This window comes from Candidatus Dormiibacterota bacterium, from assembly GCA_035544955.1.
Classification (GTDB): Bacteria; Chloroflexota; Dormibacteria; order CF-121; family CF-121; genus CF-13.
On sequence record DASZZN010000014.1, the window covers coordinates 48,704 to 73,662 of the forward strand.

Sequence of the window (24,959 nt, forward strand, 5' to 3'; positions counted from 1 at the left end):
CGGTCGACGAAAAATTCCATATGGGTTGCACTCAGGAGGAAACATGAGGAACAAGGCTCGAAGAGGACTATTCCGAGGAGCGCTGGCTGCCGGCATCGTCGCCGCGCTGTTTATCGGAACCGCCGCGGTGGCGGCCGCCCACTCCCCGGGACCTGCCGGAACAACCCAGAACGGCTGGGTATTTGTCAATCTTGTCGGATATAAGTCCCCGCCGGCCAATTACTCGGTGGGAGATGCCTTTACGTTCAGTGTTGACACTTTCAACGAGACCGACACATCGCGCGATGGTTGCTTCCGCCTGGAGATCTACCACCTGGCGGCACTGAACGCGAACACCCCCTACACGGAAGCGCAACTTGAGAACATGGTGAACACCACCAATACCCAGGAGATGTTGGTGTTCAGCACCGAGTTCACCAAGACGTTCACCGCGCACCAGAAACAAGTCCTCTCGAGCGGCTTTACTGTCACAGTCGCGGGTTACTACCAGTTCGACATGGGCGAGTGCGGCACGGGGCCATTTGCTCCGCGGCCTGGATATAACGGTCCTCCCGTAAGCGGCCTCGTTCGCTACCTTCCGGCCGCCGGTACGAGCGGTAGCGGAGTTTCGGGTTCGACCACAACAACCACAACCACAACCTCGACATCGGCTGCCGTCTTGGCCGGCACCGGCGGCGGAGCAACAGCTCCGATTGGCGCGGGCTTGCTCCTACTGGCTGGCCTGTCGCTCATCGCCGCTGGTCTATCGACTCGTCGCCGAGCCATTCGCTAAACGCGACTATTCGGAAGGCAAGAGCTGGGCACCGAGCCCGGCTCTTTCATTTGATTCTTCGCTACCATGATTCCGCGTCATGCCCCCATCGTCTAGCGGCTAGGACACGGCCCTTTCAAGGCCGGAACGGCGGTTCGATTCCGCCTGGGGGTACTCGCTGCCCGCAGAGAAACGAATGCCGGGCATAGGCAAAGCAGGACATCCAGCGGTCCCGCCGCACGATTTGAAGGTGACGGCTGAGGACAGGTTCGATCGGGCTTCCGCTATTTCCCGCTCGATCGACGTCCAGACTGTTGTTCCCGAGTACGAACACCTTTCCCTGCGGCTCGAGGAGGGCGACCAACTCCGGAAGCAACTGGTCGAGGATAGGCTCGGGGATGTGTTGGAGGACTTCGATCATGAGGATGCAATGCACTTTGCCCATGATTTCGCTCTGGCCCACCAGGTCGCGATCTGAGACGATCGTGACGGCTCCGGATCGCAGGTACTCGGTCGGCAAATAGCTCCTCGCGTGGTCTCGCATCGTTGCGGACCGATCCACGGCGAGGACCCGAACATCGAACCTCTCGCAGAGTGCGCGGGTGATCCGGCCGATGCCGCAGCCATAGTCGACCACGGTGTCCCCGTCGCGCACGAGGCTGAGCTGGTCCATGATGTCGAGGGTTGCGCCGGTTGCCTGCTGCCAATCGTCACGCCACAAGATCACGGCTTTTGCCTTCCGAAGGCTCCGTTGCTCGAAGTTCACGCGGTAATCGGTGCGGCCCCGGCGCCGCACCCTGAAACGCGCCGCGCTCACCCGCTGTTCGGCCCACGCCAACGGCTCAAGCAGAAACCGCGGCAGCGTACGTTTGGCTAGAGTTCTGATTGTTGTGCCGAAGCTCATGAAGTCATCAAGCTAGTACGAATTCTCCACCGGTAAGGCTTCGGCGAGTTTAGGCGTGCGGTAAGCAAGCATTCCCGTGAGAAGCGGCCTGACAAACACTATGCGGGCCTATAATATGGTCGCATATCAAACCGCCCAGGAGGATCTCAAGATGTGGACCTATGAACATTCGATCGAGACCGGCGCGAGCCCCGAGTCCATCTGGCCCCTCTATGCCGACGTCCCCGCTTGGCCGCGCTGGGATCAGGGATTGGAGTGGGTGACGCTGAACGGTCCGTTTGCCGGCGGGAGCACGGGCAACCTGAAGGTTCCCGGTCAGGATCCGTTGCCCTTCAAGGTCCTCGAAGTTCGACCGCTGCAGAGTTTCTCGGACGAGACCTACATCCCCGGTCTCGCGATCCGGTTCGACCACTTCTTGGAACCGACGAACACGGGGAAGACGCGCATCACCCACCGGGTGATCATCACCGGCCCGGCGGCAGACGAGGCGGGGCCGAACCTCGGTCCGCAGATTACGGCCGACGTTCCCGAGGCGATGGAGTCGTTGGCGCGGCTCGCCCTGCAATCAGTCACGCCCAGCCTGCGCAAGGCCTAGTGGCCACCCGGCGGCGCGCAATTGCCGCGCAAGGAAAAGGACGGCGACTCGTGTCCTCGCGCTTCCGCTCTGCCTGGGATAGCCCGGGATTCCTCCTGTGGCATGCCTCCCTACGCTGGCAGCGACAGATGGCTGCTGCCCTGCGGCCGATGGGGTTGACGCACGTCCAGTTCGTGCTGCTGGCTAGCACCTGGTGGCTCATCGCGCACGGCGGCCAACCGAGCCAGCGTGAGCTGGCCGATCACGCCGGGACCGACGTGATGATGACCTCTCAAGTCGTACGGGCCTTGCAAGCCAAGGGCCTGATCACGCGGGAGCCCGATGCGCGTGACCCGCGTGCCCTTCGCCTTGGCCTGACAAAGCAAGGGGAGAAAGCCGCTCAACTGGCCCTTGCCGCTGTGGAGTCCGCGGACGAAGACTATTTCCAGGCCGTCGAGGATAGACCGCGGTTGATCGGTGCGCTCCGGGCAATGGCAGGCCATCCACGAAGCGAGAGGACCGCTTAACGACACTCCGACCGCTCGATATTGTTATGTGATCGACATGACAGACCTCGAACTCGCCTTCACGCCGGCCGTCGACCTGGCGCGCATGATCGCCGCGCGCACCGTCTCGCCGGTCGAAGTGGTTTCCAATGCCCTGTCCCGCATCGAGGACGTCAACCCGAAACTGAACTGCTTCTGCTTCGTCTGGCATGACGACGCCCAGGAAGCCGCGCAGACCGCCGCCGAAGCAGTGGCTCGTGGCGAGACATTAGGCCCGCTGCATGGCGTGCCCATGGCGCTGAAAGACACGACGCCGACCGCCGGTCACCGGACAACGCTCGGCTCCTACACGCATGAGAACTGGATCCCGGATCGCGACGCCTACATCGTTGGGGCGCTGCGGCGAGCCGGCGCGATCATCGTCGGCAAGACCACCACTCCGGAGTTCGCGCACACACTGGTGACCGACAGCCCGCTCTGGGGCATCACGAGAAACCCCTGGAACCTCGAGCGTACGCCGGGTGGCTCATCTGGAGGGAGCGCCGCGGCGGTCGCGGCCGGGTGCGTACCGCTGGCCGAAGGCACCGACATGGGAGGGTCGGTGCGGATCCCGGCCGCCTGGTGCGGAATCGTCGGGCTGAAGCCCGGACTGGGTCGCATTCCGATGGACACACTTCCTGGCCTCTTCGACCTGATGTCACACCATGGTCCCCTGGCTCACACGGTCGACGACGTGCGCGTGTTCTTGCGAGCCACCCAGGGACCGGATGATGCCGACATCCTTTCCGTTCCCTGCCCGCTCGACCTCGAGTCGCCGGTCCCGGCGTCGGTCAACGGTCTCCGCCTCGCGTTGTCGATCGACCTAGGACTCTGGGCCGTCGACCCGGCCATTGAGGCCTCGGTGCGCGCGGCGGCCATCGCCTTGCGTGCGGCGGGGGCGGTTGTCGACGAAGTCGAGGTCAGTGTGACGCGGAAGGACGAAGACGTCTGGGTAGATCTGTGGAGCGTGTTTATGGCCAGCTACTACGGCCACCTGGTTGAGCAATACGCACCGAAGATGGATCCGGATGTCCTGAGGCTGATCGAGCGTGGCAACGCGCTGAGCGCAGTGCAGCTCAAACGGCTCGAGTTGGCGCGGACCGATCTCTGGCGTCGGCTCGCACCTGTCTTCGCTTCCTACGACGCCCTGCTTTGCCCCACTATGGCCACTGGGCCCAGCCCTGCCGGCAAGGCTGACCGACCAAAGGATCCTCCGGCGGATGGTCGCTATCACGCCGCCGACATGACGGGTGTCTTCAACCTGGTCGCGCCGTGCCCGGCGCTATCGGTCCCCTGCGGCTGGGACGCTGAAGGCCTGCCGATCGGGTTGCAGGTCGTCGGCCGGCGGTGGCGCGAGGATACGGTGCTTCGGATCGGGCGGGCAGTCGAGGTGGCCATACCCGACTCCTTTCGCCGGCCGCTGATCTAGGGATGCACCGATCTTGGGACAGGATCGATGGTTTAGGCGTCGGCCCAAGCTGGTACACTTGTTCGTGACCTCCCAATTCTGAGGTCGCCCGCTCTCGGTTCTCCTCCCCGTTGCTAAACGGTGTCCTGAAGATCGGCCAACACAAAGATAGGTAGAGGGGACCGAGGAGTACCCTCTTGACAACGACGTTTGCCGACCTGGGCGTAAATGCCCACCTCCTGACCGCCCTCGCGAAAAACTCGATCGACAGCCCGGTGACTGTCCAGGTCGAAGCCATCCCGCCCCTGCTACGGGGACGCGATGTCGTCATCCAGGCCCCAACCGGCTCCGGGAAGACGCTGGCCTTCATCCTGCCGATCGTCGAACGGCTGATCGCCGTCAAAGGACCCGGGCCGCGGGCGCTGGTCGTCACACCCACCCGTGAACTCGCCATCCAGGTCGACCGGGTCTTCCAATCCCTGGCCACCGGCCTCAAATCGGCCCTGGTCTACGGCGGCGTCGGCTACGCCACCCAGGAACGCGATCTCAAAGCCGGCGTCGATCTCGTGGTCGGGACACCCGGTCGCATCCTCGACATGGTTTCGCGGCGACGCCTGTCGTTGAACCGAGTTCAGTTCCTCGTGCTCGACGAAGGCGACGAGATGCTCGACGCCGGCTTCGCGCCGGATGTGGAGCGCATCATCGAGTTGACCTACCAGCCCCAGATGGCCCTGGCGTCCGCGACGATGCCCGATTGGGTCAGCCGCATGATCGAGCGTCACCTCGACGACCCGGTCCGCATCGTGGTCGCCGCGCCGGCCGAGGATGCTCTCGAGCACGGCCTCCTTCGGGTCAGCCGTCCGGAGAAGCTGCGCACGCTCAGCAAGCTGCTGCAGCGTCACCGCGGCTCCGCCATCGTCTTCGGCCGCACCAAGCACGGGGTTCGCAAGCTCAGCCGCGACCTGCGCAATCTCGGCCACGACAGTGCCGACCTCCAGGGCAACCTCTCGCAGAACGTCCGCGACCGCACCATGGATTCCTTCCGGGGACTCCGGACCAACGTCCTGGTGGCCACCAACGTGGCCGCCCGCGGTCTCGATATCAGCCACGTCGATCTCGTGATCAACTACGACCTCCCGGATTCGCCACAGTGGCTCACCCATCGCGTCGGCCGCACGGCCCGCATGGGGGTCAAGGGTCGCGCCCTGACCTTCGTCACGCCGGAAGATGAGGTCGCCTGGCGCACCCTGCGCCGCCAGGGCGCGCCCGCTCTGCCCGAGCTAGATGTTCGGAGCCTGCTGGCCGAGGGGGATTGGCGCTACGTCGCCGCCTCGCTCGTCGAGCCGGAACCGAGGGTGCGCACCGCGCGCGTCACGCCCGGGCCGTCCGGTGCCGCCCGTCCTGCCCAATCGTGGAATCGGCGGCGTCGCCGTCCTCGAGGGCGCGGGCCGTATCGATCCGACCAGCGGCCGGCCTCGGCTGGCGCTTAATCTAAGCACGAGGGGCGTCAAAAACAACAGCGGGGTGAGCTGATGGCAAAGAGCTCGGTGAGCGAGGTCCACACGACCCAGGGCCTGGATTTCATCCGGGAGCTCGGGCAGCAGTTGCGAGTCGACAGCATCCGGGCCAGCACCGCCGCTGCTTCCGGCCACCCCACCTCATCGATGTCGGCGGCCGACCTGATGGCCGTGCTCATCACCCGCTATTTCCGCTACGACTGGAACGACCCCAAGCAACCCAACAACGACCACCTGATCTTCTCCAAGGGGCACGCCTCGCCCTTGCTCTACGCCATCTACAAAGCGGTCGGCGTGGTCAGCGATGATGAGCTGCTCACCTTCCGCAAGTTCGGATCGCGGCTCGAGGGGCATCCCACCCCGATCCTGCCCTGGGTCGACGTTGCCACCGGGTCGCTCGGCCAGGGCCTGCCGATCGCCGTCGGCGTCGCGCTCGCGGGTCGCAAGCTCGACCAGCTGCCCTACCACGTCTGGACGCTCACCGGCGATAGCGAGCTGGCTGAGGGATCGATCTGGGAGGGGCTCGATAAGGCGAGCTATTACGGACTCTCGAACTTCACCGCCATGTTCGACATCAATCGCCTCGGCCAGCGCGGCCCCACCGAATACGAGTGGCAAACCGATGTCTACCGCGACCGGGTCCAGGCCTTCGGTGGTCGCGCCATCGTGATCGACGGTCACGACCTGGAACAGATCGATCAGGCCCTGCAGCAGGCTCGCGAGGCCACCACCAAGCCGACGGTCGTGATCGCGCGCACCGTCAAGGGCAAAGGCTTCAGCGAAATCGAAAACAAAGATGGCTGGCACGGCAAGGCCTTGCCCGCCGATATGGCGGAGCGTGCCATCACCGAGCTGGGCGGCGTGCGCCACCTCCGCGTCGACGGCCTGAAGCCCGAGCCCGGTGAACCCGCCATCAAGGATGCGAAGGTCGAGATCACGCTCCCCACCTATAAAAAGGGAGACAAGGTCGCGACGCGCAAGGCGTACGGGGATACGCTCAAGGCGCTGGGGGCCCGCCCGACGGTGGTCGCGATGGACGGCGAGGTGAGCAACTCCACCTTTGCCGACGAGTTCGCCAAGGCCTACCCGGATCGCTACTTCGAGATCTTCATCGCCGAGCAGCAGCTCGTCGCCACGGCCATCGGGATGAGCGTGCGCCACTACATCCCGTTCGCTTCAACCTTCGCCGCCTTCTTCAGCCGCGCCTACGACTTCATCCGCATGGGGGCGATCTCACAGGCGAACATCCGGCTCTCCGGGTCGCATGCCGGCGTCGAGATCGGGGAGGATGGGCCGTCGCAAATGGCGCTCGAGGACCTGGCGATGATGCGGGCGATCCACGGCTCGACCGTCCTTTATCCGTCGGATGCCACCTCGACCGCCCACCTGGTCAGTGCGATGGCCGACCAACCGGGGATCAGCTATCTCCGCACCACCCGGGGCGCGTATCCCGTGCTCTATGACCAGGGGACGAAGTTTCCCATCGGCGGCTCGAAGCTGGTCCGCAGCGATCCGAACGACCGAGTGACGCTGGTCGGGGCGGGTGTGACCCTGCACAACTGCCTGGCGGCGGCCGACGAGCTCGAACGCGAGGGCATCAAGACGCGCGTCATCGACCTGTACAGTGTCAAGCCGGTCGACAAGGTCACGCTGCAGGAGGCGGCGGCTCAGACGCGGGGCCGCCTGGTGGTCGTCGAGGACCACTACCCCGAGGGCGGCCTCGGCGCCGCCGTGATGGAGGCCCTGGCCTCCGACATGGCTCCGCCGCGGATCGTGCACCTCGCGGTGCGCGGGCTGCCGGGTTCAGGAAAGCCGGTGGAGCTGATGGACAAAGCGGAGATCTCGGCGCGGCATATCGTGGCGGCCGCGAAGCGACTCTACGGAATATAGGAGGGAGCAATGGCCGTTCTGAAAATCCTGGAGCTGGTGGGGACCTCGAAGCAGAGTTGGAGCGACGCCGCGCGCGAGGCGGTAAACGAGGCAGCCAAGACGGTGCGCGGTATCGAGACGGTGGAGGTCGTGTCGTCGAAGGCGGTCGTCCAGAACAACCGCCTCACGGAGTATCACGTGCAGGTCCGGATCGGCTTCCGCATCGAGCGCGCAGCCGCCAGCACCTCGAAGAAAAAGGCGTAGGGCCTCCGCCGGCCATGCTGCGAAGCCTATTCGGCTCAAAGGCGCAGGCACGCGTCTTCATGCCTCCCGGCCTGACTCTGCCGGCCAGCACGGTCCAGGCCCACCAGCGACGGCATCCGGCAGCGCTGGGCCAGGCCAAGGCCGGGCAGACGCAAAATTTCATCGTCTTCTCTGATGGAACCGCGGATGGCGATGCCGCCGCGCAAGCGATGCTCGGCAGCGCCGAGGCCGACTACGCGGCGACCCAGGTGTGGTTCGGCGGGCTCACGCCACCGAGCCTGCCGTTTTATGTCTACGCCGATCCCAACGCCGGCGGTGCCTATCACATAACCTGTGCCGGCACGGATGTCCACGTGCTCTCAGACCCCGTGCGCGCGCCCGGCTTCCTGACGGCGGAGATCGTCGAGGTTTTCGAGGCGGCCATCAACAACGGCTGGGACTGCGCCGTGACCAACGGCGAATCGCTGTCGCGCGTGCTGGCATTCGAGCGCCATCCAGAGATCGCGGCGGAGTTCAATCCGACCGAACAGGACTGGTGGGCGCAGGGGCACCGCGATTACGTCAACGACAACTCCGCCGGCGACACCGACCAGATCGCGGCCGGCTGCGGTGACCTCTTCCTCTACTACCTGCACTCCCAGCTGACGTTCGATTGGACGTCCGTCTGCGGGTCGGGCGGCCCCACACTGGGTGCGACCTACCAGTCGTTGACCGGCTACGATCCGCAGCAGGGGTTCAACGACTTCATCGCCGCACTGACAAAGATCGACCAGGGCGGGACGCTCGGGCTGCCCCCCTCCGGGAACCCCTTTCCCATCAAGACCTAACTCAGTACGGCAGTTCGTCTTCGGCCATCCCGAAGTGGTGGCCGACCTCGTGCCGCATCGTTTCGCGCACCTCTTCCGCCAACTCCCGATCGTTGGTGACGACGTTCTCGTGATTGCGCTGGTAGAGCACGATCCGCTCTGGCAGGCCGTGTTCGAGCACGGTCGCGCCCTCGTAGAGGCCGACCAGGTCCGGATCTTCCCCCTCACGGACGGCGTCGATGTCGGGCAGATCATCGACCACGATCATGGTGTTGGACATCTGCGTCTGGAAGGTTTCCGGGATGCCGGCTAGCGCCTTCTCGGCGAGACGGGCAAAGTGGTCGCGCGAGACGCGGTGCGGAATCCCGTAATGTTGCGGACGCAGCGCCGCCGCGCGCGCAAAGGCCGTGCTGGCGTCGCCATCATCGAGCCAGACACGAATCCGCCCGAGGAGGTTCCAGGTCGCGGCGTCCTCCTCGCCCGCGAGCGCCTGCTGCGCGAAATCCGCTGCTTGGGGCATGTCGCCGGCGCGGTAGGCGAGGCGGGCGGCGAGCCGGAGCCAGTCCACGTCCACCCGCTCCCGCAGGGCGCGGAGCTCTTGGAGCGCGTCGGAAAACCTTTCGGCAATTGTTTCGATCGCGCCATCCGCGTCACCGTCGCGAGCCTGTTGTAGACCTTTCACCACCCGGTCTCGCAGGCTCGGCGCGCCGCCGCGGAACCAGCGGCTAAGCGGCATCTTTGTTACGGAGGGCAGCCTGCAAGCCTACCTTCGGGACCCCGTTACATCGGCAATGGGCCAGCAGACAACGATGAATGCCCACGACTTCGAGAACCATGTGCTCAAGCGCCTGACCGCGCTGCGCCCGGGTTGGACAGTCAAGAAGGGGCCGGAGCCGTTTCAGCTGACCATCCGCCGCGTTCGCGAAGGCGACCTGCGCTTCAACCTCGACAGCTTTTACCAGCAGTACCGCGAACAACCGAGCGCGCTCGACCGGCTCTTCGCGGCGCGCCTGCGCCGGCTCGACCAGGAGTGCGACAGCGAGGCGCTCTTCGGCGCTCCCCTGATCCTGCCGGTGCTGCGGCCCGCCAGTTTTCTCGAGTCGGCCGGCGGCCCGGTCGTCTACCGCAGGATGCTCAACGACATGGTCGTCACCTACGCCGCCCACTACGCACAGGGCATGCGCTACCTGCTGCCCCAGGACCTGGCGGCCTGGAACGTCGGCCGGGACCACGTCGAAGTCATCGCGCTGGGCAACCTGGCGCTCATGTTCCGCAACGGTATGAAGTTCACCGGCCTGGAAACCGACAAAGAGGGCCGTTCGAAGATGCTGATGTTGAGTTATGTCGACCCTCGGCCGTACGGGGCGGCGCTCATGCTCCTCCCGGAGGTCTGGGCGTGGTTGGAGGAGATGCTGGAAGATGTGCCGGTCGTCGGGGTGCCGGAGCGCGGGTCGCTGATCGCCGCCGGCCAGCAGGCGCAGTTGATGGGACGGCTCCGCCACGACGTCCAGGAACGTCACCGTGAAGCCGCCTTCCCGGTGTCCGACCACCTGTTCTGCGTCGAGAGCGGACGCATCCGGCAGTACGCCCGCTAGCGTGCTCGCGCGGCGCCGGCCGCCACTACGCATACCCCGGGAAGCCCGGGTGCGGATCGGGATGTTCCCGCGGCCGCAGCAGGACCGCCAGGATCAGTCCGCTGGCGAATCCACCGATATGGGCGAAGTAGGCTACGCCACCGCCGGTGACGCCGAGGCCCAGGAAAGCATCGAACAATTGCAGCGCGATCCAGTACCCGATGACGAGATAGGCGGAAATCGTTATGAAGAAAAAAGGCACGATGAACGTGAGGACGCGGGCCCGCGGGAAGTAGAGGACATAGGCCGCGAGGATGCCGGAGATCGCGCCGCTCGCACCCAGCATCGGCACGGTTGACGTCGGGGTGAGATAGACCTGCAGCAAGCTGCCGGCAATCCCCGAGGCGAAATAGATGACCAGGAACTTGATCTCGCCCAGCTTGTCTTCGACATTGTTGCCGAAGATCCACAGGAACAGCATGTTACCGCCCACGTGCAGCAGGCTGGCATGCAGAAACATCGACGTGATCAGCGTGCCAAGGTGCCGACCGGCGGTGATGTCGGCCGGGGTGACGGCGTACTGCGCAATCGCGTTCTCGTTCATCACCGGGTTTTGCGCAAGGTAGAAGTAGACCGCGAAATTGATCAGGATCAGTCCCCAGGTCAGCAGGGACGGCCGGCGGGTCGGGTTGTAGTCCCGGAGGGGGATCACGAGGCCAGCGCCCGCGGCATGAGCTTGGCGTCCTCCAGCAGGCGCCGGAGGGTCGGAAGCTCGGTCGTGGCCAGCGGGGGAAGCGGCACGCGCGGGTCGCCGTGGTCATATCCCAGCAGGCGCAGCGCGGCCTTCAGCCCGGGAACGCCGTAGCCGCCGCTCAATGCCTCGCCGAGCGGCGCGATGGTGCGCTGCAGCTGGCGTGCCTGGTCGATGTGGCGCTCGCGCCACGCCTTGCGGATGCCGGCGGAGGCGTGCGGGGCCAGGTTGGCGAGCGCGGCGATCGCGCCGTCCGCCCCCGCCTCGAGGGCGTCCAGCAGCTTCTCGCCCGCGCCGGCGAGCAGGATGAAATCGGGCCCGAGCTGCTCGCGCAGTCGGGGCAGTCGTGCGATGTCACCGGACGAGTCCTTGATCCCCGCAATGTTGGCGTGTCCGGCCAGCCTCACGATCCATTCGGCGCCGAGGTCGTAGCCCATGTGGACCGGAACGTTGTAGATCAGGATCGGGATCGGGCTCGCCTCGGCCACGGCGTGGTAGTGGGCGCGCAGCGCCTCCACCGTGAGCTGCCGCCGGAAGTAGCTAGGGGCAATCACGAGCGCGGCTTCCGCCCCTCCCGCGGCGGCCGCCCGAGTCCGTTCGATGGTCGCCCGCGTCGATTCCGCGCCCGTCCCGGCGATGAGGCGCAGCGGCGGCGGCAGGGCGCTGCGCACGTTTCCGATCGCCTGCAGCCGTTCGGCCTCGGTCAACTGCGCCGCCTCGCCGTTCGATCCTAGCGCGACCACGCCATCGAGGCCGCCGTCGTTCAGGAACTCCAGGAACCCGGCCGGCGGCGGCCGCAGCGCGCCGTCCGGCGCGAAGGCCGTGGCGATCGGTGGGAAGATGCCAGCAAGCCAGCGTGCGCCCATCTGGCGATTCTATGGACTGCGGGGCCCCAACCGTGGACGGCCGCTTGTTACGCAGCCGCGACGGCATTGTCGCTGCGCGCCGACCCGTCCCGACGGGCCTGTTAACAAACCGCTGATAGCCTCACGACAACGTGTTCGACACGCATGCCGTGGCGTCGCGCCGCTTGACACGTCGTTCCTTCCTCGACCGCGGGCTCCGCGTCGGCCTCGGCCTGACGGGTGGCCTCACGCTTGCGTCGGTGCTCGACGCCTGCGGGACCGGACCCGGGAGTACGGCCCCCACGCCGCCGCCTGGCGCGACGGTGATCCGGGCGCTGCTCTTCGACCAGGTCGGCTACGACGCGACCGTGCTGCAATCGCTGGCGAACAAGTTCCGGACCCTCCACGACAACAAGGTGTTCGTCTCGATCGAGACGGCGCATTACCGCGAGCTCTACGAGAGCATCCTCGCGGCCGGCTTGTCGAAGCCGGCTCCATACGATGTCGTCGGCCTCGACCAGGTCTGGGTACCGGAGTTTGCGAACCGCAAGCAACTCCTCAGCCTGAAGGACCAGATCCCGGATGATGCCCGCTCCGACATCATGCCCAGCCTGCTCGACGCCTTCTCCTTCAAGGGTGTGAACTGGGCGATGCCACACGTGCTCAACATCCAGAGCCTCTACTACAACAAGAGCCAGCTGCGCGCCGCGGGTTTCAACGACCCGCCCAAAACCCTGGAGGACTGGTACACGCAAATGACGGCGTTGCGCCACCGCGTCGTGCCCTACACGGACTCCTGGGCGCAGGATGAGGGCCTCGTCTCGGACTTCGTCCGGATCACGGCGCAGTTTGGCGGCGACCTCTTCGATGTCAGTGGAAAGCCGTTGTTGCTCCAGCAACCGGCGCAACGCGCCGCGGCCTTCATGCGGCAACTGATCGACGAACACCTGGTGCGCACCGACATCGCGGCCAGCAACGAACCGGACGCCATGCGAGCCTTCCTCTCTGGTGGGGTCGCCTTCACGACGAACTGGAACTTCGTGTGGGGGGCGATGAACGATCCGCTCTATTCGCAGATCGTCGGGCAAGGCTCGGTCGCGCCCATCCCCGCCGCCGCCTCAAGCGGACAGAGTGCCGCCTCGGTGAGTGGCTTCCTCGGCCTGTCGGTGCTGGCCAACAGCGCCCACCCCGACCTGGCGGTCGCCTGGATGCGCTATCTGACCAGCCCGGAAGTCCAGGCACAACAGACCGCCGAGCTGCCGATCTGGACCTCGCTGCAGAACTCCGCTGACCTGCGGAAAGCGAATCCGCAAATCGGCGTCTTCCTCACCAACCTGGCCAACGCCCGCCCGCGGCCGAAGCTGGGGCACTATGTCGAGGCGTCGTCGGTCCTGCAGCGCCACCTTCACGACCTGGTGCTCGGCAGCGCCAGCCCGACGACCGCCATGGCGCAGGCTCAGGCCGAGCTGCTCGCCCTGCAGGCCCGGTTCTCGAGCTAAGCCCCTCGCATCGGGCTACGATGGAACGCGCATGCCGCAGGACAGCGCCGTCTATCGGATCGGATTGATCGAAGCCATCATCCTGCTGCTGCTGCTCGTCCTCACCTTTGGCGCGATCACCATCATGGCTCGCGAGCGGTGGCTCGCGCTCGGCGTGGCGGAAGCGCTGCTGGCGCGCCTGGCCGTGTCGGCGGTGGTGGCCTCGATCGCGGTGACCGGGCTCAGCGGCGTGGTGCTCAACCTCGTCCAGGGCATCGCCCTCTCCGACCCGAACCTCGCGGTGTCCGCGGCGCGCAATCAGGCGGTGGTGGGTATCACGCTGGCGCTGGCCCTGACGGCCGCGAGCATCCTCCGGATCGAGATGTATCATCGGCGGCTCGCCAACCCACCCGTCCAGGAAGAGGACGCCGACTGGAAGGTCGAGCCACCCGACATCGCCGGCCGCCGCTAAAGGTCCCTCCCCCTCGGGGGGAGGGTAGGGTGGGGGCTACGAGCTGCTCGGGCTGGGCGTCACTACGATTTGCGAGGCCGGGATCTCTCCATCCAGCAGATTCCACCTGGTGAGGATCGTGCGATACGTCCCGTCCTTGTAGATGGCCATCATGGCCTGCTGCATCGCCTTGAGGAGTTCGCCGTTCTTGGGATCGATCGCGATCCCCTCCGGATTCGTCTTGAACGGCGCGCCGGCCTGCTCCAGCTGGTCGGGGGTCTGCTTGACGAAGTAGGCCGCCACTGGCGAATCATCGAGCGCGGCCTCCACCCCGTGCTGCTTGAGAATCAGCACCGCCTGGAGGTCGGTCGGGTACACCTGTTTGCTGATCTTGCTGTCCTTGCATACGCCACCATTCGCCTCGTCGATGGAGGTCTCCTCCGGGCTCTGCACCTGGACGGAGACTTTCTTGCCGCAGAGGTCACTCAGGCCGGTGATCGCCGAGGGGTTGCCCTTTCGCACCAGGATCGCCTGCCCGGCGCGGAAGTAGGCAACGAGGGCAACCTGCCGCTGGACATCGGGGGTGATCTGCAAGGCCGAGATGATGGCGTCGCCCTTCTTGGCCAGCAGGGCCGGGACGAGTTGCGGCGTATCGGTTGTCTGGATGGTGGCCGTCATCCCCATCCTGGCAGCGACGGCCTGCGCGATCTCGATGTCGAACCCGACCGCCTGTTGGGTGGAGGCATCGATCGATTCCTGCGGCGGGTAGGTGGTGTCCGAAAGAAACGTGATGGTGCCGGGCCGGACCAGGTTGGTCGGGGGCGTGATGGCGGGCGGCGTCGGACTGGCAATTGCCAGCGCCGTCGTCGAGGGCGACGCTTTGGCGACCCCAGGGCTGGGGAGACTGCAGGCACCGAGCGTCATGGCGAGGAATGCGCTCAGCGCGAGACGTCTCTGCAGCGCGGCCGTCATCTCCCCGCTCCTCGCCCGAACGGGGTTATTGTCCTGGCCAAAATTAGCGACCCAATTCTACGACCGCCGTCCCCGCCCGGCGCATCAGCCTTATGCTGAGCCCCTTGCCAGTCACACTCGACGGCCAGTCGCTGAGCCCTGCCGATGTGGTGGCGGTGGCTCGCCATGGCGAGCGTGTCAGCCTGGGGCCGCAGGCGAAGACCCGGCTCCAGCAAGCCCGACGGCTGGTCGATCGCCTGGTCGCCGAAGATCGGGTGGTTTACGGGCTGACCACGGGGGTGGGCGCGCTCAAGAACGTGCGCATCCCGCCGGCCGACAGCCGCCAGCTCCAGCGCAACCTGTTCATGAGCCACGCCGTCGGCGTCGGCCCGCCCCTACCCGAGGAGCTCGTCCGCGCTGGGATCCTGGTCCGGGTCAACCAGTTCTGCCAGGGGACCTCGGGGGTCAGCCCGGTGGTCGCCGAGCGGCTGGTGGATCTGCTGAACCACGACATCTGTCCCTGGGTGCCGGAGAAGGGGTCGCTGGGGGCCAGCGGCGATCTCGCCCCCTCGGCGCACGTCGGCCTGGTGCTGATCGGGGCGGGAGACGTTCTATGGAAAGGCGAGCGGCGCAGTGGTGGCGAGGCGCTCCGCGCGGCCGGCCTCGAGCCCGTTGAGCTGCACGCCAAGGACGCGCTGAGCGTCCTCAACGGCACCCACTTTATGACCGGAGCCGCCAGCCTGGTGCTGCACGATGCGCAGCGACTCCTCCTGACCGCCGACGTCGTGGCGGCGCTCAGTGTTGAGGCGCTGCGTGGTTCGCGCACCGCGTTCGATCCCCGCATCCACGCGGCGCGCCCACATCCCGGCCAGGTCGCGTCAGCCGCCCGCATCTTTGCCCTGACGGAAGGCAGTGGGATCGCCGAATCGCATGTCCTCTGCGACCGGGTTCAGGACGCCTACTCCTTGCGCTGCGCCGCCCAGGTGCACGGCGCCTGCCACGACGCGATCGACTACCTGAGCCGAGTCCTTACGGTTGAGCTCAATGCCGGCACCGACAATCCGCTTGTCTTCGCCGACGACGAGGCCGTGCTCTCCGGAGGCAACTTCCACGGGGAGCCGCTGGCGCTCGCGCTCGACACCACCAACCTCGGCTTGAGCGAGATCGGCAGTATCTCCGAGCGGCGCCTGTTCCGGATGCTCACCGGGTTCCTCTCCGAGTTGCCCCCGTTCCTCACCCGCCACTCCGGCCTCGACTCAGGCTACATGCTGCTGCAGTACACCGCCGCCGCGCTGGCCACCGACAATCAACTGCTCGCCACGCCGGCGAGCGTCCATTCCTTGCCGACGTCGGCCGACCAGGAAGACCACAACAGCATGGGCTGGCACAGTGCCCAGCGCGCGCGCCAGGTCGCGACCAACGTCGAGGCCATCCTCGGGCTCGAGGCGCTCGGCGCGGCGCAGGGCATCGACCTGCTGGCGCCCCTGAAACCCGGACGCCTGACGGGCGAGGCGCAGGCGGCGATCCGGGAGAAGGTGCCGACACTCGACCACGACCGCGTGCTCGAGCCCGAGATCCAGGCCGCCATCGGTCTGGTCCGCAGCGGCAAGCTGGCGGCAATCGCCAAAAGGGCATGAGCGTTTCCGCACCGATCCGCGCTGCGCGCGGCACCCTGTTGACTGCTCGCGGCTGGCAGCAGGAGGCGGCGCTGCGCATGCTGTGCAACAACCTGGACCCTGAGGTCGCCGAGCGCCCGGAAGACCTGGTCGTCTATGGCGGCACGGGCAAGGCGGCCCGCGACTGGCCGTCGTTCCACGCCATCGTCGCGGCCCTGCGCCGGCTCAAGGACGATGAGACGCTGCTTATCCAGTCCGGGAAAGCGGTGGGCATCTTTCGAACGCACGAGTACGCCCCGCGCGTGCTCCTCGCGAACAGCCTGCTGGTGCCGCGTTGGGCCACGTGGGAGCATTTCTGGGAGCTCGAGCGTCTCGGCCTGATCATGTACGGGCAGATGACCGCCGGCAGCTGGATCTACATCGGCAGCCAGGGGATCCTCCAGGGAACGTACGAAACCTTTGGCGCGCTGGCGGCCAAGCGATTCGATGGCACGCTCCGTGGACGAATCGTGTTGACCAGCGGGCTCGGCGGCATGGGCGGCGCGCAGCCGCTGGCCGTGACGATGCACGAGGGCATCGCGCTCTGTGTCGAGGTGGACGCGGCTCGAATCGAGCGCCGGCTGAAGACTCGCTACCTCGATAAGGCGACGGCGAAGCTCGATGAGGCCATCGCCTGGGCGGAAGAGGCCCGCCACAAGAAGTCATCGACGTCGATCGGCGTGGTGGGCAATGCCGCCGAGGTCTACGCGGAGCTCCTGCGCCGAGGCTTCGAGCCCGATGTCGTCACCGACCAGACATCGGCCCATGACCCGTTGCGCGGCTATATCCCGGCGCCACTCAGCGTCGACGAAGCGGCCGATCTGCGAGCGCGCGATCCGCAGGAATATCTGGAGATGGTGAAGCACTCGGTGCGCGAACACGTCGGGGCGATGCTCGGTTTCCAGCGCAAGGGCATCGAGACCTTCGATTACGGCAACAACCTGCGGGGTCTCGCGCTCGAGGCGGGCGTCACCAACGCCTTCGACATCCCCGGCTTCGTGCCGGCCTACATCCGCCCGCTGTTCTGCGAGGGAAAGGGCCCATTCCGCTGGGTGGCGTTGAGCGGCGACCCGGAAGACATCTATCGCACCGACCGCGCCGTCATGGAGGCGCTGCCGGACAACGAGCATCTGCACCGCTGGCTGCGGCTTGCCCGCGAGCGCGTCCAGTTCCAGGGCCTACCCGCCCGCATCTGCTGGCTCGGCTACGGCGAGCGCGCCAAGGTCGGCCTGCGCTTCAACGAGATGGTGAAGTCCGGCGAGGTTGGCGCACCGATCGTGATTGGCCGCGATCACCTCGACGCCGGCTCGGTGGCGTCGCCCTATCGCGAGACCGAGGCCATGCGCGACGGCAGCGATGCGATCGCGGACTGGCCGGTCCTCAACGCGCTGGTGAACACGGCCGCGGGCGCGAGCTGGGTTTCGGTGCACCACGGCGGCGGAGTGGGGATGGGCAACTCCATCCATGCGGGCATGGTGGTCGTCGCCGACGGGACGCCCGCGATGCGGGACCGCCTGGAGCGGGTGCTGACGACGGACCCAGGAATGGGCGTCATCCGCCACGCGGACGCCGGCTACGAGACGGCGATCGACTTCGCCGCCGCCCACGGGATCGACCGGGCGACGTGATCGACGTGACACCCACGACGCGCCGTTGATCCGCGCCGACTTCGCCCTGCGGCACGCCGGCCAGCTGGCCACCATGGTGCCGGTCAAGGATGATCCGCTCGGCCGGATCATGGATGGCGCGCTGGCCGCGCGTGGCGGGCGCGTCGTCTGGATCGGCGAAGACCGCGACCTCGAGTCGCAGGTTGCCCTCGACGGTGACCTGCTCGACGCGGCCGGCGCCTGCGTCATCCCTGGGTTGGTCGACGCCCACACGCATCCGGTGTTCGCCGGGTCGCGTGCCGATGAGTTTGCGGAGCGAGTCAGTGGCGTCCCCTACCAGGCGCAGCAATCGGGCGAGCGCGGGATCGCGCGAACGATCCGGGCGACGCGCGAGGCGCATGTCTCGACGCTGATCGAGCTGGCCGCGGCCCGGGCCAACCGGTTTCTCGCCAACGGCACCACCACGATCGAGGGCAAGACCGGCTACGGGCTCGATCTCGACAACGAGGCCAGGTCGCTCGAGGTCCTGCGGCAGGTCGGCGAGCAGACGCGGTTACGGGTGGTGCCCACCTTTCTCGGAGCCCATGCCGTGCCGCCCGGCGTCGACCGCCGCGCCTACCTGCATTCGGTGATCGACGAAATGCTTCCCGCCTTCAAGCAATGGGCCGTCTTCTGCGACGCCTGGTGTGAGGCCACCGCGTTCACGCCAGCGGAGACCCGGGCCGTGCTCTCGCGCGCCAAGGCGCTCGGCTACGAGATTCGCATCCACGCGGCGCAGCTCGCGCCGGGTGAAGGACCGGACATCGCCGCCGAGCTGGGGGCGTGCAGTGCCGACCACCTCGAGTTCGCCACACCGGCGCAGATCAAGGCGCTGGCGCAGGCGGGCACCGTGGCCGTGCTCTGCCCAGGAGCCAACTTCACTACCCACGGACCACCTCCACCGATCAAGGCCATGCGCGAGGCGAAGTTGTCGATCGCGATCGCCTCGGATCTCAACCCCGGCACGAGCAACTCCGAAAGCCTGCCGCTGGCGATGGCGCTCGCTTGCGTCCAGTGGGGAATGACGCCACTGGAGGTGCTGACCGGCGCGACGGTGCATGCGGCGCACTCGCTGAAGCTGGACGGGCTCGCCGGCTGTTTGCGGCCAGGAAGTTTTGCGGACTGCGCCGTCGTCGACGTCGAAACCCCGGAAGCCATTCCCTACTATGTCGGCGTGAATCGCGTCATCCGGACGGTCGTGGGAGGTGCGGTCTGGGAGCCCTTGTAGAGTGCGTCCCGAATTTTTCTGAGGGCCGGCGGCTCGATGTCATCACCGCGATCGCCGATGCGATCCGAGATGCGGGCGCCCGCGTGATCGACGTTCAGGCCGACGCCGCCCACAACCGGATGGTGGTCACCTTCGTGGCCGAGCCGTCGCTGGCGATTGACGCGGCGATGGCTGGCGCCACCGTCGCGACGCAACGGATCGACCTGCGCCACCACCGCGGCGAGCATCCGCGAATGGGCGCGACCGACGTCGTCCCCTTCGTCCCGTTCGCCGACCTGCCGATGAGCCTGTGTGTCGACCTTGCGCACACGTTCGGGGCGCGCCTCTGGAAGGAGCTCCACGTCCCTGTCTACTACTACGGCGAAGCCGCACGGCGCGTCGAGCGCCGCGAGCTGGAGAAGGTCCGGCTCGGCGGCTTCGAGGACCTCGTCAGCCATATCAAGGACTTCGAGCGCGCGCCGGACGAGGGTCCCCTGGAAGTCCACCCGAGCGCCGGTGCGACCGCCGTGGGCGCGCGCATTCCGCTGATCGCCTACAACGTCAATCTCAAGACCGCGGACCTGCAGGTCGCTAAGGACATTGCGAAAACGATTCGCGCCTCATCGGGTGGTTTGCCCAATGTCAAGGCGCTCGGCTTCGAGCTCGCCGACCGCGGCCTGGTTCAGGTGTCGATGAACCTGACCGATTACCGCGTCACGAACATCTGGAAAGTCTTCACCGTCATTCGCGACGAGGCCCGGCGTCGCGGGGTCGAGGTCGAGGCATCGGAGATCGTTGGCACCATTCCGCTGGACGCCGCGGTCGGCGTCATCAAGGAGGCGGTTATCGAGCCGGCGTTTCGCATGGACCAGATCCTCGAGAAGCGCGTGTGGGCCGCGGAATGACCGCGGTCAAAGACCAAACGATTGGTGACTACCTGCGGGCGCTGGCATCGACGGCCGCCGTGCCCGGTGGCGGAAGCGCGGCGGCGTTGGCGGCCGCCATGGGTGCGGCGCTGGTGAGCATGGTGGCGAAGCTCAGCGCGAAGAAGGCGAAGGGGAACGAGGACCGGGTGCTCCTGGAGGGCCTCGTGCCAGAACTCGACCAGCTCTCCACGCGCTTGCTGCAGCTGAGCCAGGACGACGTCGACGCCTACCGTGCGGTGATCGATACGCGAAAATCGGGCGCGCAGGGCGACGCGTTGGCGCGCGCCTACGAGCGGGCCGCTGAGGTGCCATTAGCGTCCGCAACGGCAGCGGCGCGCGGCCTGGCACTGGTGCCCGAGGTCAGCAAGCGAGCGTGGGAAATGACGGCCTCGGACCTGGCGGTCGGCAGTGAGCTGTTGGAGACCGGCTTTGCCGGCGCGCTCGGGAACGTCGCCATCAACCTCCCCGAGCTGCGTGGCGAAGCCGCCGCTCGCATCGAGCGCGCCTACCTCGAGCTACGGACCCTGAAAGCGCAGTAAGCTGGCGCCAGGAATTTTTCGGGGGTGACGCATTTGGGCAATCGAGCGACGGTGCAAAGGGTGGCGTTTGTCTTCGGTGCCATTTACCTCGCGGTCGGCATCATTGGGTTCCTGCCGTTTTTAGGCGGCTCCGTGACCATGACGAATAGCAAGCTCCTCGGACTTTTCAACATCAACCTGCTGCACAACCTGGTCCATGTCGTGATCGGCATCGCCGGGCTCGCCGCGGTCACCAGTCTCCCGAACTCAAGACGGTTCTGCCAGGTCGTCGGCGTGGTCCTGCTGCTGCTCGGGGTGCTCGGTGTCTTTGTCGCCAATCCGCTCGGACTCCTCTACATCGGTCAGCTCGACATCCCGCTCCACCTGGTGACCGGTGCGGTGCTCGCCTATTTCGGCTTCGCGGCACCTGTCTCGACCAGGAGCGCGTAGCGCCGAGTCGGGCCTATGAGGCCCCTGAAATGACGCGATCAAATTTGCTTTCTGTCTTGGCCGAGATTCGAGAGAGGTTAGCGGCCGCAAGCCCGGCCCCTTGGACCGTAGAAACCGATTCGAACGGCGTCAAACACATACGGGTCGGCGCTGAACAAAGTAGCGCTCAACTCTCGGTGAAGCGAGACCAAGAGCCCGGCGACGACGCCGATGTGGAATTTATCGCTATGTCCCGTAACGTCTTGCCTCGCCTCGTCAGCGCCCTTGACGGAAAACAAAGGTCGGTGACCATTGAGGAATTGGACATGATTGACGCTGTCGCGAACCGGGCTACCCCAGGTCCGTGGACAGCTTTCAATGAGGAAGTCCAACCAATCGGCGGGCCAAGCATGATATGGGTGGGCGGGGACGACGATCCCGACATGTACTTGTGGTTGGGTACCAAAATTGCTTCGCCTGGTGATGTCAACTTCGTGGCTCATGCTCGCGAGGATGTGCCTACTCTCGTGGAGGCGATTAGGGCTCGGCTCCATGGCACAAGCGAGCAGAACTTTCGGCAATAGGTGCCTTCGCGTACTGGGCTGGGCTGCAAGCGGCCCCGCTTCCGCAGGGGTCCGTTAGGCGGTATCGCCGATAAACTCAAGTCATGGCGGCGCAGTTTCCGTCCTTCGAGAGCCGAACGGTGACGATGGACGGGGTCAATATCCACTACGTCTGTGGCGGCAGCGGCTCGCCGCTGGTGCTGATTCACGGCCTCGGCAGCTCAGCGGCGGTTGAGTTCTATTACAATCTCGAGCCGCTCGCGGCGCATCATCGGGTGCTTGCGATCGACCTGCCGGGCTTCGGCAAGTCCGACAAACCCATGCTCGAGTACACGATCGACCTCTTCGTCAAGGCGGTCCGAGATCTGATGACGTCCGAAGGCCTCGAGCGGGCCGCCGTGATGGGCGTCTCGATGGGCGGGCGCGTCGCGTTGGGCCTGGCCCTCGATTCACCAGAGCTGGTCGAGCGACTCGTGCTGGTCGATGCGCTCGGGGTCGGTCCGCCGCGGCGCGTGCTCGCTTACCGCGTCTTGCTGACAAAGGGTCTTGGAGAGCTCACCCTCCGCGGAACGGCGCGGGCCTTGCGACGGATGAATCCGGCGACCATCCGCCGATTCTGGGGATGGTATCTGCGTCGGCCCGACCGGGTCGAGACCACCTGGAGCGATGAGCGGATCGCCAACCACGGCACGCTGCTGTCGACGCCGGAGTATCGCGCCGCCTACCTCTCAGCCCTCCGCTCGATCGCCGGGGTGACGCAGCTTCGGGGTGGCATTGGCGTCGAGGACCGGCTCTCCGAGCTGCGCATGCCGACGCTCCTGATCTGGGGCCGGCACGACCACATCTTTCCGGTGCGCCATGCCGAGGCGGCGAAAGACAAGCTTCCCCGCGGAAGGGTCGTTGTCTTCGATGACAGTGGACACACCCCGCAGATGGAAGAGCCAGACCGGTTCAACCGGCTCGTCCTCGACTTTCTCACCGAACCGGCCGACCGGTCGGGTGAGGGGGTCGCGTAGGATGGTCCATCCATGCCGATAACCGATCTAAAGCCCCGGCGCCGTGAGGATCTGCGAAACGTGGCGATCATCGCGCACGTCGATCACGGCAAAACCACACTCGTTGACGCGCTGCTGAAGCAGTCGCACGTGTTCGCCGCCCACGAACAGGTGGGCGAGCTGATCATGGACTCCAACGTGCTCGAGCGAGAGAAGGGCATCACCATCCTCGCCAAGAACACCTCGATTCGCTACCACGGCGTGAAGATCAACATCATCGACACGCCTGGTCATGCCGACTTCGGTGGCGAGGTCGAACGGGTGCTGGGCATGGCGGAGGGTTGCCTGCTGCTCGTCGACGCACTCGAGGGGCCAATGCCGCAAACCCGGGTCGTGCTGCGGCAGGCGATGGAGCTCGGCCTGATGCCGATCATCGTCGTGAACAAGATCGACCGCGTCAACGCGCGGCCCGCGGAAACCGTCGAGGCGACCCATGATCTTCTCCTCGAGCTGGCGAAGCACTCCGATCAGCTCAGCGCCCCGGTCATCTATACGAACGCCCGCACCGGGACGGCGACGGTCGACCTGCGCCACCCCGGAACGACCCTCGAGCCTCTGCTCGATGCCCTGCTGAAGCACATTCCACCTCCACTCGGCGATGCGGAAGGGCCGCTCCAACTCATGGTGAGCAATCTCGATCACGATAACCACATCGGGCGGCTCGCGATCGGCCGGATCACACGGGGGACGATCCGGCCGGGTCAGGATGTGGTCCGCATCAGCGAGACCGGGATCGGGCAACGCCAGAAAATCACGACCTTGCTGACGGTTGAGGCGCTGCAACGGCGCCCAGCCGAATCCGCGTCAGCGGGCGAGATCGTCTACCTCTCGGGTCTTCCCGACATCGCGGTAGGCGACACGGTGGCCGATCCCGAGCATCCGGAACCCTTGCCCCGGCTCGAGGTCAGCGAGCCGACGCTGCGCATGCAGTTCTCCGTCAACCAGTCGCCCTTTGCCGGTCGCGAAGCGACCACGAGCAGCACCTCTCGCCAGCTGCGAGCCCGCCTGGAGCGCGAACTGCAGACAAACGTGGCGCTCAAGGTCGCCGACGGGGCGACGGCTGACATCTTCGAGGTGAGCGGCCGCGGCGAGTTGCATCTCGCCATCCTCATCGAGACCATGCGCCGCGAGGGCTACGAGTTCGAGGTCTCGCGCCCAGCCGTCATCACGCGCGAGATCAACGGGGAACGGCACGAGCCGGTCGAGGAATGCGTCATCGACTGCAGCCTCGACGCGGTGGGTTCGATCACCGAGGCGCTGGGCTCGCGCGGCGCGCAGTTGCAGACGATGCGCACCGATGCCGGCAGCGGTGCCCGGTTGACCTACCTCGCGCCCACCCGGGCGCTGATCGGCCTGCGCAGTCTGATCCTGACGCTGACCCGGGGGACCGGGGTGATGTCGACCCGCCTGGTTCGCTGGGAGAAATGGCGTGCCCTGCCGCCAAGGACGCGCAACGGCGTGTTGACGGCGAGCCAGACGGGCATGGCCGTCGCCTACGGGTTACAGGGCGTCCAGGAACGCGGTCAGCCCTTCATCGGCCCCGGGACGCAGGTCTACGAGGGCATGATCATCGGGCTCAACCGCCGGGGTGGCGACATCGACGTCAACGCCACCAAGCAGAAGCAGAAGACGAACATGCGGGCCTCCACCGAGGACGCCACGGTGAAGCTGGTGCCGCCCCGCGAGATGTCACTCGAGGAGTGCCTCGATTTCATCGAGGACGACGAGCTGGTCGAGGTGACGCCCAAGGGCATCCGGATGCGAAAGCGCCTGCTCAGCGCGGGTGACCGCATCAAGCTGCGCAAGCGCGAACTGGCCAGCTAGGCGAGCGGGTGGCCCATCCGGGCGGCGTAGTAGGCGAGCACCCACTGGAAGAGCAAAACGAGGCCCCATATAAGTAGGATGGCGCCCGCCAGTCCCAGCGCCGCTGGCCAGAGCCGCTTCAGCCGGTAGCGGGCGAACTGGGGAAAAGTCGCCCAGAAGGCGGTGGATAGGAGGGCGTCCCGATGGGCCTGGCGAAGCGCGATTCGAAGCAGGACGATGCCGGCGAGGGAGAGCCACAACGCGAGGATCAGCATCGGGCTGGTACGGGCATATGTTGTGGCCAGCGCTGTCTGAAAACCCTACCGGCTGTGGTAAACTGCTTGACAGGCTACATCCTACGGCATACGATGTGGGCCGCTCTCCACCCCATCCCACCCCATCTCATTCCCACCCTACGGAGGTTTCATCGATGGCCCGATCGACCCAAAAAACGTCAACTGAGCGACCC

General features: G+C 66.2%; 25 protein-coding genes and 1 tRNA gene. 21 read left to right on the forward strand and 5 right to left on the reverse strand.

Annotated elements, in window-relative coordinates:
• Positions 1 to 43: 43 nt before the first annotated feature.
• From VHK65_05490 to VHK65_05535, 10 genes are all read left to right on the forward strand, one after another.
• Positions 44 to 772: a hypothetical protein gene (locus VHK65_05490; GenBank protein ID HVS05604.1), complete on the forward strand. Its 729-nt coding sequence runs from the start codon at positions 44 to 46 to the stop codon at positions 770 to 772.
• Positions 773 to 853: 81 nt separating this feature from the next.
• A tRNA-Glu gene (locus VHK65_05495) sits at positions 854 to 925 on the forward strand.
• Between the two features lie 22 nt (positions 926 to 947).
• Entirely contained in the window at positions 948 to 1,229 is a 282-nt protein-coding gene (locus VHK65_05500) for a hypothetical protein (GenBank protein ID HVS05605.1), read from the forward strand.
• A gap of 541 nt (positions 1,230 to 1,770) precedes the next feature.
• Complete coding sequence (locus tag VHK65_05505; GenBank protein ID HVS05606.1) at positions 1,771 to 2,250, forward strand: SRPBCC family protein; 480 nt, start codon at positions 1,771 to 1,773, stop codon at positions 2,248 to 2,250.
• Between the two features lie 128 nt (positions 2,251 to 2,378).
• Positions 2,379 to 2,756, forward strand: coding sequence for a MarR family transcriptional regulator (locus VHK65_05510; GenBank protein ID HVS05607.1), 378 nt, complete (start codon positions 2,379 to 2,381; stop codon positions 2,754 to 2,756).
• Between the two features lie 37 nt (positions 2,757 to 2,793).
• Positions 2,794 to 4,203, forward strand: a complete 1,410-nt coding sequence (locus VHK65_05515; protein HVS05608.1) for an amidase — start codon at positions 2,794 to 2,796, stop codon at positions 4,201 to 4,203.
• A gap of 176 nt (positions 4,204 to 4,379) precedes the next feature.
• Positions 4,380 to 5,672: a DEAD/DEAH box helicase gene (locus VHK65_05520; GenBank protein ID HVS05609.1), complete on the forward strand. Its 1,293-nt coding sequence runs from the start codon at positions 4,380 to 4,382 to the stop codon at positions 5,670 to 5,672.
• Positions 5,673 to 5,714: 42 nt separating this feature from the next.
• On the forward strand, positions 5,715 to 7,589 hold the full coding sequence (locus VHK65_05525; protein HVS05610.1) for a transketolase: 1,875 nt from the start codon (positions 5,715 to 5,717) through the stop codon (positions 7,587 to 7,589).
• Positions 7,590 to 7,598: 9 nt separating this feature from the next.
• Positions 7,599 to 7,832 carry a dodecin family protein gene (locus tag VHK65_05530; protein HVS05611.1) on the forward strand — a complete coding sequence of 78 codons (234 nt, stop codon included), beginning with the start codon at positions 7,599 to 7,601 and terminating at the stop codon, positions 7,830 to 7,832.
• A 14-nt stretch (positions 7,833 to 7,846) separates the two neighbouring features.
• Positions 7,847 to 8,659 carry a hypothetical protein gene (locus VHK65_05535; protein HVS05612.1) on the forward strand — a complete coding sequence of 271 codons (813 nt, stop codon included), beginning with the start codon at positions 7,847 to 7,849 and terminating at the stop codon, positions 8,657 to 8,659.
• Position 8,660: 1 nt separating this feature from the next.
• Here VHK65_05535 and VHK65_05540 read toward each other — a convergent pair whose 3' ends face one another.
• Positions 8,661 to 9,374 (reverse strand): metallopeptidase family protein, encoded by a 714-nt coding sequence (locus VHK65_05540; GenBank protein HVS05613.1) that lies wholly within the window; start codon positions 9,372 to 9,374, stop codon positions 8,661 to 8,663.
• Between the two features lie 55 nt (positions 9,375 to 9,429).
• Here VHK65_05540 and VHK65_05545 point away from each other — a divergent pair, with 55 nt between their 5' ends.
• Positions 9,430 to 10,233 (forward strand): hypothetical protein, encoded by an 804-nt coding sequence (locus tag VHK65_05545; GenBank protein HVS05614.1) that lies wholly within the window; start codon positions 9,430 to 9,432, stop codon positions 10,231 to 10,233.
• Positions 10,234 to 10,258: 25 nt separating this feature from the next.
• Here the strand turns inward: VHK65_05545 and VHK65_05550 are convergent, their stop codons facing one another.
• Both VHK65_05550 and VHK65_05555 read right to left on the reverse strand, forming a co-directional pair.
• Positions 10,259 to 10,924, reverse strand: a complete 666-nt coding sequence (locus VHK65_05550; protein ID HVS05615.1) for a rhomboid family intramembrane serine protease — start codon at positions 10,922 to 10,924, stop codon at positions 10,259 to 10,261.
• Positions 10,921 to 11,829 carry a dihydrodipicolinate synthase family protein gene (locus VHK65_05555; GenBank protein HVS05616.1) on the reverse strand — a complete coding sequence of 303 codons (909 nt, stop codon included), beginning with the start codon at positions 11,827 to 11,829 and terminating at the stop codon, positions 10,921 to 10,923. The genes VHK65_05550 and VHK65_05555 overlap by 4 nt, the downstream gene beginning before the upstream one ends.
• A gap of 131 nt (positions 11,830 to 11,960) precedes the next feature.
• Between VHK65_05555 and VHK65_05560 the strand changes: the two genes are divergently transcribed.
• A complete protein-coding gene (locus tag VHK65_05560; GenBank protein ID HVS05617.1) occupies positions 11,961 to 13,307 on the forward strand; it encodes an extracellular solute-binding protein in 1,347 nt (448 codons plus the stop codon).
• 31 nt (positions 13,308 to 13,338) lie between these two features.
• Positions 13,339 to 13,758 carry a hypothetical protein gene (locus VHK65_05565; protein HVS05618.1) on the forward strand — a complete coding sequence of 140 codons (420 nt, stop codon included), beginning with the start codon at positions 13,339 to 13,341 and terminating at the stop codon, positions 13,756 to 13,758.
• 36 nt (positions 13,759 to 13,794) lie between these two features.
• On the opposite strand, the gene VHK65_05570 is transcribed toward VHK65_05565, so the two are convergent.
• Positions 13,795 to 14,709, reverse strand: a complete 915-nt coding sequence (locus VHK65_05570; GenBank protein ID HVS05619.1) for an ABC transporter substrate-binding protein — start codon at positions 14,707 to 14,709, stop codon at positions 13,795 to 13,797.
• Positions 14,710 to 14,813: 104 nt separating this feature from the next.
• Between VHK65_05570 and hutH the strand changes: the two genes are divergently transcribed.
• From hutH to typA, 8 genes are all read left to right on the forward strand, one after another.
• Positions 14,814 to 16,325 carry a histidine ammonia-lyase gene (gene hutH, locus VHK65_05575; GenBank protein HVS05620.1) on the forward strand — a complete coding sequence of 504 codons (1,512 nt, stop codon included), beginning with the start codon at positions 14,814 to 14,816 and terminating at the stop codon, positions 16,323 to 16,325.
• A complete protein-coding gene (gene hutU, locus VHK65_05580) occupies positions 16,322 to 17,971 on the forward strand; it encodes a urocanate hydratase (GenBank protein ID HVS05621.1) in 1,650 nt (549 codons plus the stop codon). The genes hutH and hutU overlap by 4 nt, the downstream gene beginning before the upstream one ends.
• A gap of 25 nt (positions 17,972 to 17,996) precedes the next feature.
• Positions 17,997 to 19,217 carry an imidazolonepropionase gene (hutI, locus tag VHK65_05585; GenBank protein ID HVS05622.1) on the forward strand — a complete coding sequence of 407 codons (1,221 nt, stop codon included), beginning with the start codon at positions 17,997 to 17,999 and terminating at the stop codon, positions 19,215 to 19,217.
• Between the two features lie 50 nt (positions 19,218 to 19,267).
• The gene (gene ftcD / locus VHK65_05590) at positions 19,268 to 20,101 is read left to right on the forward strand and encodes a glutamate formimidoyltransferase (protein HVS05623.1); all 834 of its coding nucleotides are present in this window, start codon (positions 19,268 to 19,270) and stop codon (positions 20,099 to 20,101) included.
• Positions 20,098 to 20,661, forward strand: coding sequence for a cyclodeaminase/cyclohydrolase family protein (locus VHK65_05595; GenBank protein ID HVS05624.1), 564 nt, complete (start codon positions 20,098 to 20,100; stop codon positions 20,659 to 20,661). The genes ftcD and VHK65_05595 overlap by 4 nt, the downstream gene beginning before the upstream one ends.
• A 24-nt stretch (positions 20,662 to 20,685) precedes the next feature.
• Positions 20,686 to 21,090: a DUF4383 domain-containing protein gene (locus VHK65_05600; protein ID HVS05625.1), complete on the forward strand. Its 405-nt coding sequence runs from the start codon at positions 20,686 to 20,688 to the stop codon at positions 21,088 to 21,090.
• Between the two features lie 646 nt (positions 21,091 to 21,736).
• Positions 21,737 to 22,648 carry an alpha/beta hydrolase gene (locus VHK65_05605; protein ID HVS05626.1) on the forward strand — a complete coding sequence of 304 codons (912 nt, stop codon included), beginning with the start codon at positions 21,737 to 21,739 and terminating at the stop codon, positions 22,646 to 22,648.
• Positions 22,649 to 22,660: 12 nt separating this feature from the next.
• Positions 22,661 to 24,511: a translational GTPase TypA gene (typA, locus tag VHK65_05610; GenBank protein HVS05627.1), complete on the forward strand. Its 1,851-nt coding sequence runs from the start codon at positions 22,661 to 22,663 to the stop codon at positions 24,509 to 24,511.
• Here the strand turns inward: typA and VHK65_05615 are convergent.
• Positions 24,508 to 24,765 carry a hypothetical protein gene (locus VHK65_05615; GenBank protein ID HVS05628.1) on the reverse strand — a complete coding sequence of 86 codons (258 nt, stop codon included), beginning with the start codon at positions 24,763 to 24,765 and terminating at the stop codon, positions 24,508 to 24,510. The two genes, typA and VHK65_05615, sit on opposite strands and share 4 nt — an antisense overlap.
• Positions 24,766 to 24,959 lie beyond the last annotated feature (194 nt).